Source organism: uncultured Thiodictyon sp., from assembly GCA_903837595.1.
GTDB lineage: Bacteria > Pseudomonadota > Gammaproteobacteria > Chromatiales > Chromatiaceae > Thiodictyon.
The window spans coordinates 1-11774 of record CAILVI010000070.1 but is presented as its reverse complement, the minus strand read 5'-3'; the positions used below and the strand labels follow the sequence as shown (position 1 = coordinate 11774).

9 protein-coding genes are annotated in these 11774 nt (G+C 64.8%); 7 read left to right on the top strand and 2 right to left on the bottom strand.

Annotated features, from left to right (window positions below; translation table 11 throughout):
* The 6 genes from QZY44_RS03885 to cysE all read left to right on the top strand — a co-directional run.
* Positions 1 to 567, top strand: a 567-nt coding sequence (locus QZY44_RS03885; protein WP_295442510.1) for an alpha/beta fold hydrolase, incomplete at its 5' end; no start/stop codon positions are given.
* Positions 568 to 769: 202 nt separating this feature from the next.
* Positions 770 to 1891, top strand: a complete 1122-nt coding sequence (gene ald, locus QZY44_RS03880; protein ID WP_295442507.1) for an alanine dehydrogenase — start codon at positions 770 to 772, stop codon at positions 1889 to 1891.
* Positions 1892 to 1953: 62 nt separating this feature from the next.
* Positions 1954 to 2931, top strand: a complete 978-nt coding sequence (cysK, locus tag QZY44_RS03875) for a cysteine synthase A (RefSeq protein ID WP_295442505.1) — start codon at positions 1954 to 1956, stop codon at positions 2929 to 2931.
* 196 nt (positions 2932 to 3127) lie between these two features.
* Positions 3128 to 4054 (top strand): family 2A encapsulin nanocompartment shell protein, encoded by a 927-nt coding sequence (locus QZY44_RS03870; RefSeq protein ID WP_295442502.1) that lies wholly within the window; start codon positions 3128 to 3130, stop codon positions 4052 to 4054.
* A complete protein-coding gene (locus QZY44_RS03865; protein WP_295442499.1) occupies positions 4029 to 6242 on the top strand; it encodes a family 2A encapsulin nanocompartment cargo protein cysteine desulfurase in 2214 nt (737 codons plus the stop codon). Before QZY44_RS03870 ends, QZY44_RS03865 begins: the two co-directional genes overlap by 26 nt.
* Before the next feature lie 224 nt (positions 6243 to 6466).
* Positions 6467 to 7333, top strand: a complete 867-nt coding sequence (cysE, locus tag QZY44_RS03860) for a serine O-acetyltransferase (protein WP_295442496.1) — start codon at positions 6467 to 6469, stop codon at positions 7331 to 7333.
* 1147 nt (positions 7334 to 8480) lie between these two features.
* Here cysE and QZY44_RS03855 read toward each other — a convergent pair.
* Both QZY44_RS03855 and QZY44_RS03850 read right to left on the bottom strand, forming a co-directional pair.
* Complete coding sequence (locus QZY44_RS03855) at positions 8481 to 8888, bottom strand: hypothetical protein (protein ID WP_295442494.1); 408 nt, start codon at positions 8886 to 8888, stop codon at positions 8481 to 8483.
* Positions 8889 to 9101: 213 nt separating this feature from the next.
* Positions 9102 to 9614: a hypothetical protein gene (locus QZY44_RS03850; protein WP_295442491.1), complete on the bottom strand. Its 513-nt coding sequence runs from the start codon at positions 9612 to 9614 to the stop codon at positions 9102 to 9104.
* Positions 9615 to 10117: 503 nt separating this feature from the next.
* Here QZY44_RS03850 and QZY44_RS03845 point away from each other — a divergent pair.
* Positions 10118 to 11774, top strand: a 1657-nt coding sequence (locus tag QZY44_RS03845) for a PAS domain-containing protein (RefSeq protein WP_295442489.1), incomplete at its 3' end; no start/stop codon positions are given.

Here is an 11774-nt window from a genome sequence, read left to right as displayed (position 1 = left end):
GGATTTCACGGTAGCGGCCCCGGCCATTGGCAGACCTGGATGGAGTCTCAGGTGCGCGGCGCCCGCCGGGTGGTGGGGATCGACTGGGAGGCCCCGGTGCTGGGGGCCTGGGTCGCGGCGGTCCGTCGCCAGATCCTGCGCTCGCCCGGCCGGGTCTGGCTGGTGGCCCACAGCTTCGGTTGTCTCGTGGCTGTGGCCGCCGGCGTGGGTCTGGGCGGCCGGGTTGCCGGGGCCATGTTAGTGGCCCCGGCGAACCCGGAGCGCTTCTCGCGCCAGGGATTGCGCCAAGCCGGCCGACCCGGGGCGGCCGGGACCCTGAGTGCGGTGCTGCGCCGCCAGCGCCCGGGCTTTCCGAGCCTGGTCGTGGCGAGCAGCAACGACCCCTGGATGCCGGTTCGCAGCCTCACCGGTTGGACGGCGACCTGGGGCAGCCAACTGATCGGCATCGGCCAGGCCGGGCACATCAACGCCGAGTCCGGTTTCGGCCCCTGGCCGGGTGGCCTGGCATTGCTGGAGGCCTTTCAGAGTGCGGTGCCGCCGCGGCCTGCACGGCACGCCGCGTGCTGAGGGTCGACGATCAGCATGATTTCTGCGTTCGATGGCACGATCGCTTGGTTCGCCGCCGGCCAGCCGTTCGGTAAGCTGATTCGAATATCGGGGGTTAGGGTTTGATTGAAGCCGTGATCGATCGCATCCAGTTCAGTTGCGCTGTCGTCTTATCGGCGGTGCGTGCGACTGAATGACCGACTCTTTTCTAAGGAGTGACACGATGCTGATCGGTGTACCACGAGAGATCAAACCCCAGGAATTCCGGGTCGGGTTGACCCCGGAATCTGTGGCCGAGCTGGTCCATCACGGCCATCAGGTGCTGGTGGAGCGCGAGGCGGGGGCCGCCATCGGGGCGCGGGACCAGGACTACCAGGCGGCGGGGGCGCAGATTGCGGCGGATGCGCAGTCGCTGTTTGACCGCGCGGAGCTGATCGTCAAGGTCAAGGAGCCCCAGGCCGTGGAGCGCGCACGGCTCAAGCCAGGCCAGGTGCTCTTCACCTACCTGCACCTGGCGCCCGACCCGGAGCAGGCGCGCGATTTGCTGGCGTCCGGGGCCGTGTGCATCGCCTACGAGACCGTGACCGATGACCAGGGCGGCCTGCCGCTGCTCAAGCCGATGAGCCAGGTGGCCGGCCGGCTGGCGATCCAGGCCGGGGCCTGGGCGCTGCAAGTGGGCAACGGCGGGCGCGGCCTGCTGCTGGGTGGCGTCCCCGGGGTGGCGCCGGCCCGGGTGCTGATCCTGGGCGGGGGCGTGGTGGGCTTCAACGCCGCCCAGATGGCGGTCGGTCTGCAGGCGGACGTGACCATCCTGGACCGCAGCCCGGCCGCGCTGGAGCGACTGGCGACTCATTTCGGGGTGCGTGCGCGGGTGCTGCATTCAAACCGCTCGGTGCTGGAGGCGGCGCTTCGCGGTGCGGACCTGGTGGTCGGCGCTGTCCTGGTGCCGGGGGCGTCCACGCCGCGGCTGGTCAGCCGCGCCCAACTCAAGACCATGACGCCGGGGGCGGTGCTGGTGGATGTGGCGATCGACCAGGGCGGCTGTTTTGAGACCTCGCGACCGACGACCCACGGCGAGCCGACCTATGTCGTCGACTCCGTTGTCCATTATTGCGTTGCCAACATGCCCGGTGCGGTGCCCCGCACCTCGGCCTATGCGCTGAACAACGCGACCCTGCCGGCGGTCCTGGCCCTTGCCGCCAAGGGGTGGCGGCGCGCCTTGGCGGATGATCCCCACCTACGTGCGGGGCTCAATTGCTGCGCGGGCCGGGTCACGCATCCGGCGGTGGCCGCCGCCTTGGGCTATGACCTGACCCTGGCGGAGTCGCTCCTGGGGGACGCCTGATCCCCTGGAGACTGTTGCTGTCACCCTTATGCTTTTTGGTTTTCTGACTTGCGGAGATCCACATGTCCAGTTGGTTTGAGAATAATGCCCGTTCGATCGGCCACACCCCGCTGGTGCGGCTCAACCGCGTCAGCGACGGTGCGGGAGCGACCATCCTGGCCAAGATCGAGGGTCGCAACCCGGCCTATTCGGTCAAGTGCCGCATCGGTGCCGCCATGGTCTGGGACGCGCAGGAGCGCGGCCTGCTGGGACCCGGCAAGGAGCTGATCGAGCCGACCAGCGGCAATACCGGCATCGCGCTCGCCTTCGTCGCCGCGGCGCAGGGCATCCCGCTCACGCTCACCATGCCCGAGACCATGAGCATTGAGCGGCGCAAACTCCTGGTGGCCTACGGGGCCAAGCTCATCCTGACTGAAGGGGCCAAGGGAATGGGCGGTGCGATCGCCAAGGCTGAGGAGATCGCCGCCTCGGACCCCGAGCGCTATGTGCTGTTGCAGCAATTCAAGAACCCCGCCAATCCGGCGATCCATGAGGCGACCACCGGACCCGAGATCTGGGACGCGACCGATGGCAAGGTGGACATCTTCGTCTCCGGGGTCGGCACTGGCGGCACCATCACCGGGGTTACGCGCTATCTCAAGAATACCCGCAACCACCCGGTGCTCTCGGTCGCGGTGGAGCCAGCCGCCAGCCCGGTGCTCTCCCAGGCCCGCGTCGGCGAGCCGCTCAAGCCCGGTCCACACAAGATCCAGGGTATCGGCGCCGGCTTCGTCCCGGCGGTGCTCGACCTGTCATTGGTGGACGCGGTGGAGACGGTCAGCAATGAGGACGCCGTGCTCTTTGCCCGCCGCCTGGCGCGCGAGGAGGGCATCCTCGCCGGCATCTCCTGCGGGGCGGCGACCGCGGTGGCGGTGCGCCTGGCGCAGCGTCCGGAGCACGCGGGCAAGACCATCGTGGTGGTGTTGCCCGACTCCGGCGAGCGCTATCTGAGCTCCGTGCTGTTCGAGGGCATCTTCGACGGCCAGGGCCTGGCGGTGTAAGTAGTCGAGGGCTATCATCGACGCGCCAGAAACGGCCATGACAATTGTCAAAACCACTGTAAGCAAATGGTCGCTTCAGGGGTAGGATAAGGCCAGCGTCGGCAGTTTGCGGCTGGCGCTTGGCGTGCCGGCGGGTGCCAGGGGGCTCGGCCCATTTTCAACCGCAGGCCGCACTCACTTAATCAAGAGGTTACTCATGGCTCAGCAGATTCAGCATCACGCACTCGGCGATTCGGCGGCACGGCAACTTGCCAACGCCACCAAGACAGTCCCGCAGCTCCTGACGATCACCCCGCGCTGGCTGCTGCATCTGCTGCCCTGGGTCCCGTTGGAGGCCGGTATCTTCCGCCTCAACAAGGTCAAGAATCCGGAACAGGTTCAGGTGGCCCTGTCGCACCGCGACGAGTCCGAGATCCCGGAGACCTTCGTCGACTTCGAGGAGGCCCCCCGCGAATATTTCCTCAATGCACTGACCACGGTGGTGGACATCCACACGCGCGTCTCCGACCTGTATCGCAGCCCGCACGAGCAGATCAAAGAGCAACTGCGCCTCACCATCGAGACGATCAAAGAGCGGCAGGAATTTGAGTTGATCAACAACCCCGACTACGGGTTGCTCGCCAGCGTCGACCCCGGCCAGCGGATCGCGACCCGCACCGGTGCACCCACGCCCGACGACCTGGACAACCTGCTGGTGAAGCTGTGGAAGGAGCCGGCCTTTTTCCTGGCGCACCCGAAGGCGATCGCCGCCTTCGGCCGCGAGGCCACCCGGCGCGGGGTGCCGCCGGCCACCGTCAGCCTGTTCGGCTCCCAGTTCATCACCTGGCGCGGCGTCCCGCTGCTGCCCTCCGACAAGATCCCGGTGGTCGACGGCAAGACCCAGATCCTGGTGTTGCGGGTGGGCGAGTCGCGTCAAGGCGTGGTCGGTCTCTACCAACCGGGGCTCGTCGGCGAGCAGGGGTTGGGGCTGTCCGTTCGCTTCATGGGGATCAACCGCACGGCGATTGCCTCCTATCTGGTCTCCCTGTATTTCTCGCTGGCGGTCCTCACCGAGGACGCCCTGGCGGTGCTCGATGGCGTGGAGATCGACAAGTATCATGACTACGCTGACACCTACAAGTAATCAGGGGCTTGAGTTGGCTGGCGCCCCGCCCGGAAGCGTGCTCGATGAGGGCTGGCTCGACCGCCTGGCGGCGCAGGCCTGGACGGCGCTGGCCGGCGGCGCTCAGGCGCCCATCACCAGCGCCGGTCTGGGTGGCGCGCCTACCCCGTCGATTCCCGGTGGCATTGGGGCGGCCGGCGTGCCGGGCGTTGACGCGAGCGTGCTGTCGCCGGCCGCTGGCGGGCTCGGGGTGCCGCTGCCTGCTGTTCCCGCGGCAACGGGGATCACTGGGCTAGGCGCCCCGGGCCTCGACGCGGCTGCGCTGTCTGCGCCCCCCAGTGGTTTGGGTGGTGTGTCCAGCCAGTGGATTCCCGCTGGAACTGGGATCGGGGGGACCAACACGCCCTGTCTCGACGCGGTCCGGGGGCTCGACCTGGCCGCGCTGGCGGCCCTGGCGTCGCCGCCGGCGGTGCCGCCCGTGCCCGCAGATTCCACGCTCGCAGGCACTGTGCCGACGTTTGCGCCGGCCTCCCCCTATGACCTGGCCCCGGGGAGCTTCGCGCCTGCCGCACCTGCGCCTGCCGCACCCGCCCAGTCTGGCGTTGCACCGGACATCCTGACACCGCGTTCTTACGGATTCCCGGAGGAGGATGACCTCAAGAACCTTTTGGCCGGGGTCGGGACCAAGCCGCCGCCGGCCGCGGATGGGCGGTCCGTCAAGGAACCCTCGCTCTTCTATTTCCTGGACCCCCACGCGGCCGCGGTGGACGAGCGCGCCCTGGGGACCATCGGCGGGGAGGCCCATCCGGGGTTCGACGTGCGGGCGGTGCGCCGTGACTTCCCGATCCTGGCCGAGCGGGTCAACGGCCGACCGCTGATCTGGTTGGACAATGCCGCCACGACCCAGAAGCCCAACGCGGTCATCGAGCGGCTGGCCGACTTCTACCGGCACGAGAACTCCAACATCCACCGCGCCGCGCACGAATTGGCGGCCCGGGCCACCGAGGCCTACGAGGACGCCCGCCGGACCGTGGCGCGCTTCCTCGGGGCCTCCTCGCAGGATGAGATCGTCTTCGTGCGCGGGACCACCGAGGCCATCAACCTGGTCGCCAAGGCCTGGGGGCCACGCCATGTCGGGGCGGGGGACGAGATCGTCGTCTCGCTCTTGGAGCACCACGCCAATATCGTGCCCTGGCAGCAGTTGGCCGCGCAGACCGGGGCGCGCATCCGCGTGATCCCGGTGGACTCCAACGGGCAGATCAGGCTCGACGAGTACCATAAGCTGCTCAACGACCGCACCAAACTGGTCGCCATCAGCCAGGTCTCCAATGCGCTCGGGACCATCACCCCGGTGCCCGAGGTGATCGAGTTGGCCCATCGCGTGGGTGCCCGCGTGCTGGTGGACGGCGCCCAGTCGGTGGCCCACCTGGCGGTGGACGTGCGCGCGCTGGATGCCGACTTCTTTGTCTTCTCCGGTCACAAGATCTTCGGCCCCACCGGGATCGGGGCGCTTTATGGCAAGGCGGAGATCCTGGAGGCGATGGAGCCCTGGCAGGGCGGCGGCAACATGATCGCCGACGTGACCTTTGAGCGGACGCTCTACCAGGGGCCGCCGGCGCGCTTCGAGGCCGGGACGCCCAACATCGCGGACGCCGTCGGGCTTGGGGAGGCACTGAAGTACGTGGAGCGCCTGGGACTGGCGAACATCGCCCGCTATGAGCACGATCTGTTGGCTTACGGCACCAAGCTCCTGAAGGCGGTGCCTGGGCTGCACCTGATCGGTACCGCCCCGGACAAGGCGAGCGTGCTCTCCTTCGTGCTGGACGGATACACGCCGGCGGAGGTGGGGCAGGAGCTCAATCGGGAGGGCATCGCGGTACGTGCCGGCCACCACTGTGCCCAGCCGATCGTGCGCCACTTCGGGCACGAGGCAACGGTGCGGCCCTCGCTGGCCTTCTACAACACCGTGGATGAGCTCGATACGTTGGCCAGCGTGCTGCAGCGGCTGGCCAAGGGTCGGCGGACCATCGTCACGCCGGGGTCCGAGACGGTGCAGGTGCCCCAGGAGCGCAAGCTCTTTGGCGACTGGGCCGTCCCGGCGTATACCCACCCCGATGGCGATTGGCTGGACGGGCGTGTCAGCGCGGACGAAGCGACGCAAGCCGGCCGGTCGGGTGTCGTCGCATTGGAGGGGCTGGGCACGCACTGACGCCATTCATCCCTCTCCCGCATGCGGGAGAGGGAGGCATCCCTCTGGTGACACCGCTCCGCCCCCTTCTGGTGACACCGCTGCGCGGTGTCACCCCTGTGTTTGGCGCTCCGCGCCGTTAGCACCGCAGCGGTGATCAAAATCCTGGTGATACCCATCGCCCCCTCTCGGGGGCATTGCCCATTTCCGCCGCCGGACCTCATCACCCATTGGAGCAACGCGCCGTGTTTCGTTCAAGATTGAGTCGGCTGACGCTCGTCCCGTTGGATCAGCCGGAGGAGTTCACCGACGCCCTGTGGAGCCGCTTGCGGCGCGAGGCCCAGGAGGCCTATGCCGCCGCCCCCATGCTGGCGCCGCTGTTCTTCGATTCGATCCTCAACCAGCCCAACTTCGAGGCCGCGGTGTTCCACCGCATCGCCGCACGACTGAAAAACGACGTGATCTCCCTGCCCCTGATCGTGCGGGCCTTCCACCGCGCCCAGACGGCCGACTCGGCGATCGGCGACGCCCTGAAGGCCGACATCTCCGCCGTGTTTGAACGCGACCCGGCCTGCGAGCGGCTGATCGAACCCTTCCTGTATTTCAAGGGCTTCCATGCCATCCAGGCGCACCGCCTAAACCACTGGTTGTGGTACAACCACGAGCGTGATTTCTCACTCTATCTACAGAGCCGCTCCTCCGAGGTGTTCCAGACCGACATCCACCCGGCCGCGCAGATCGGTCGCGGCATCTTCCTGGACCACGCGACCGGCCTGGTGGTGGGCGAGACGGCGGTGATCGAGGATGATGTCTCGCTCTTGCAGGACGTGACCCTGGGCGGCACCGGCAAGGAGGCGGGCGACCGGCATCCCAAGGTGCGGCGCGGGGCGATGATCGGCGCCGGCGCCAAGATCCTCGGCAACATCGAGGTCGGCGAGAACGCCCGGGTGGCCGCCGGCTCGGTGGTGCTGCGCGACGTGCCGGCGGGTACCACGGTGGCCGGCGTACCCGCCAAGGTCGTGCGCACCGCGCACCCGGGCGGCGTGCCGTCGCGCAGCATGGACCAGGATCTCAGCGAGCTGGCCTATGCGGCCTTTACCTGGACCATTTAGGCCCCCACGGAGGCGGCCGACTGACGCCACCTCCCGTCGGCTTTGATCGTCGCTCCGGCCACAGGAGGTCGACGCTTACCGTGAAAGTCGTGCCGGGAGCGCGCTCCACTTCTCCCTCCTCCCTTGTGGGGGAGGGCCGGGGAGGGGGAACGGTCAAGGCGCCCGCCACTTTCATCTTGCGGGGTGGTGCGGGCGCCATGGCCGTTAGCCGGTCGGGCGTGCAGACTTAACTGATTTTCATTGGATATGTTGGAAACCGCCACCGGCTCAAGCCTCGACCAGTTGTGAACCGGTCGCCGGTTGCAGACGGACCGGCTGGCCAGAACCATTTGTCACCGCCTCAACGGGCGGCAGCGACACCAGCGCACCGCCCGCGAATCGCCAATCTCCCGCCATGCCCGCCATGCCCGCCTTCCAGGGCGTAGGCCTCCAGGGTATGCGCTCGGGGATCGATAGCCGAGCTGGATGTCGTCGCGGTCTTTCCCCCTCAGCCGGTTGTCCGCCAAAGCGGGTAAGCCCGTGTCCAGCACCGTCAGATTCGCGATGGTAGACGAAAACCTATCGTAGTAGTCGGAAATACCCATTGGAGGCTCAACGGGACGCGCTGTATCTTCGCAACCGTAGGCACACAAAGGCGCCGCTGGATCGTCCCCCCCGGCACAACAGGCGTCCCAGTGTGCTACAAGGTAACTGTACACGAGCCTATCCAAATCAAGGTGAACATCATGAGTGACCAAGACCTCAGTACCCGGAGCAACCATGCAATGTGGCTCGCCATTGGCGTCATGTTGCTCCCACTGGTGCCCTACGCCCTAGGCGGATCGGGCGTCTAACCCGCTGACCGGATGAACGTCGACCTTAAAGACCTGAACGGCTCCGCCTGATGCGGAGCCGCACCCATTTGAGATTCGTCGTTACGGCCCGTCGACTCCCTTGATGGCTTGGATGACGCATTGCGCAGAAAGCAAACCTGCCAATCGGTATAACCCTGCCGATATAGTGCCGCCCGACACCTACCTCAACCAAGCAAAGAGGAAGTACGTCGTTCCCCCGCACCGATTCCGTTTTGCCACCGTCATCGCCGCGCACAAACAGAAATGCCGGCCCGAAGGCCGGCAATTCCTACCCCCCACCAAACCAAACGCGACTACCGTCTTGCGCACTCGAACAAGGCCGTGAGGGCCGCATTGTTCAACTTGAAGGTCTCGACATGCTCCTTGCCCTCGTCCTGGTAGGCAAAGCTGACGGATTTCGCCTTCAAGAGCAAGGGGCGTGAGTCCGCTGTGGGGCTGGCGTTTTCGGTGACCACGCGCCATTCGCCTATGCCCTCCACATCCGGCGTCAGCGTTGCGCCAAGCCCCACCTTGCCGCTGGAGCGGTTGCCGTCGAACCAATAGGCAAGCTTGATCTCGCCTTCGACGGCCCCCGATCCCAAGCCAGAAAAGCCGAAAACGAACGCGTCCGTGAGGTTTTCGAAGTAGAGGCCCTGCTCGGTGCCGGTCAGCACCACCGCTTGACAGGAACCGATGTCCCGCCCCTCGGCATCATGCGTCAAGCGCTTGATTTGCCGGCCGCCAATCTTGGCATAAGGCCAGAGTTAGGTTTGGCGGTCGATTTTCTTGCCTTCAACCACAACCTGGCAATCGGCCGGGCGCGCGAAGCAGGGGCCCGCGAAGGCCGCTGCCGCAACAGCCACCGAAAGCATCCAACTCGTGTTCATAGCTATCCCCTCGAACAAGATGGCGGCGGCATCACCGCCGACCCGGTCTTAAAACCCAGCGGACTCCACGCAGCCATCCATTGCCACGATCGCCTTTTCGAGCGTGCCTTTGGGATAGGACCACTGGAAGGTTTTCTGGCCGACCTTGATGACGAGCTTGGCCGGGCCTTTCTTGATGATGTCGGCGAGATTGGCCTCGTCGAAGAAGGCCCAGAGGCGCTTTCCGTCGGTCTTGGCATCGTAGGAATAGGCGCCCTGATTGGCGAAGTTGAAGTCGAAGATCAGGACCAGCGGGTTAGGGACGGTGGCCACCGCCGGAACGGAGACGCTGTACATGCGTTTGTTGTTGAGGGAAAAGCGCAGCATGGTCGGCAGCGGATCAAGCGAGGCGATGCAGCGATTGAACTTACCGTCCCAGTCATCGGTGAATTTGATAATCGCAAAGGGGCCGACCTGGCCGACCTTAGTCTCTTTGGCGGCACAAGGAACGGCCAGAAGCGCCCCCACCACGCCAAAGAGCGCGAAGCGGCGAAGTGGCCTGTGGATCGTCGTGTTGAACATGGCATGACCCCTAGCGTTGCGCAGTTACTCAGTAAACCTATGATTTATCGTGTTGGACGCGCTGCCAGACCCGCGCCTCGCGCGACGAGTGTGAAGCTGCCCGGGTCGGCGGTCGCCTGATCAAGATCAAAGCACCAGGAAAGACCGCCGATACCGCTAGGGATTAGGGGCGGGGATTTGAAATTCAACCGCTCGAGACCGGGCATGGCCCCGCTCTTAGCCACGCGAAGGACACCGGTAGGTCTGCGACCCGAACTTCCTATCCTTAGGCCCATTGCCCACGAGCCCCCGGCGGCAGAGCGTTTGCGCCTCCTTGCTGCCCTGGCCCCACGCCAACTGCGTACCTTGCTCGACGTTGCGCCGGCGGTCAGTGTGAAGGAACCGAGGGGGGCCGGGTGCCACCTGCGCGCGCCGCGGAGTGATCGGGAGGGTGTATGCTGGCCGATCATGTTCACAGGCTGAAAAAACACATCAAAATATTGTGGTTTTGAGCAGACTTTGGTATGAAAAATATCGATATTTTTCCGTGGGATGACAACTTCAATACGGGGCTTCCAACGGTCGATGAACAGCACCGCAAACTGGTAGAGCTGCTCAATGCCCTCGCGGGGCATATCGCTTTTGATGTCAATGACCTGATGTTGGTTCAGCTGTTCGATGAGCTTGCCGACTACGCCGTCTATCATTTTGACAGCGAAGGGGCGATTTGGCGCCAATTTATGGATGGCGACCCTGAGGAAATCGTGCATGGCGAACTGCACCAGGCTTTTGTCAATGACGTCGCACGTATGCGCGCCTCGCTCGGAGCAATACCGATTCCCGAGTTGGCCGAGCAGGCGTTAGGCTTTCTCGCCCGCTGGTTGGCATCCCATATTCTGGAATCCGATCGTCTCATGGCCTATACCGTCCTGGCGATCCAGCGCGGGCTTCCTCTGGATGCGGCAAAGCTACGTGCCAAGGAACAGATGGGTGGCGCCACCAAGGCGCTGGTTGATATCATCCTTTCAATTTATTCCACCCTGTCGAACAATACGCTCCGGTTGATGCGTGAACTTGCCGAAAGCCGTCGGACCAAGGGCGAGCTCCAAGATGCGAAGGCGGCACTGGAACAATCGCAGGGCATTCTGCAAGCCGTTATCGATACCGCCCCGATTCGCGTGTTCTGGAAGGACCGCGAGCTGCGCTACCTGGGGTGTAACCCTGCCTTTGCGACCGATGCTGGAAAATCCATTCCCGCTGAAGTTATTGGTAAAGATGACTATCACATGGGATGGGCGTCTGAGGCGGAAAGATATCGAGCAGATGACCGAGAAGTTATCGCCTCAGGAGTCCCTAAGCTTTCATACGAGGAGCCTCAGACCACACCGGATGGCCTCACAATTTGGCTGCGGGCCTCTAAAGTCCCATTGCGCGGCAAGCACGGGGAGATCATCGGTGTCCTCGGCGCCTACAATGACATCACCGAACACAAAGCTGCCGTTTCAGCGATCCATATTAGTGAGGAACGTATTCGCCTGGCGCTTGCCGCTGCCAGCCAGGGTTGGTTCGACCTGGATCTCGAGACGGGGGCGGTGGAGGTCAGTGAGAATTATCCCGCAATGCTTGGCTATGAACAGACGGCGTTCGAACCAGACTTGACTAACTGGATCGCCAATATTCATCCTGATGACGTTGACGATCTGAAACGACGATTTGCCGTCTGTCTCCAGACCGGCGGGCCTGAAATCATGGCGTATCGGCGTCGCACCAGGAGCGGTGATTGGATGTGGATGGAGTCGATCGGCAAGATCGTCAAGCGGGATGTCGATGGCCGGCCCTTGCGTATGACGGGGATTCATACCGACATCACGCAACGTAAGCGGGCAGAGCAGGAAAACTTGGATAGCTCGCTGCGTCTGCGCATGGCTCTGGGTGCGGCGCAGATGGGCACCTGGGACTACGACTTTGCCAGCAACCGGCTGCAATGGTCTGCCGAAATCTATGAAATTTTCGGTGCCCCAATGCAGGAAGCCTCTAGGGATCTCATCGCTTCGCTCACCTGCGAGGATGACCGGGACATTGCCCAGGCGGCAATGGAGCATGCCATCGCGACACGCACACCTTATTTTGCTCAATACCGCATCATCACGCCGCAAGGGATGCAATGGGTCGAGGATCGCG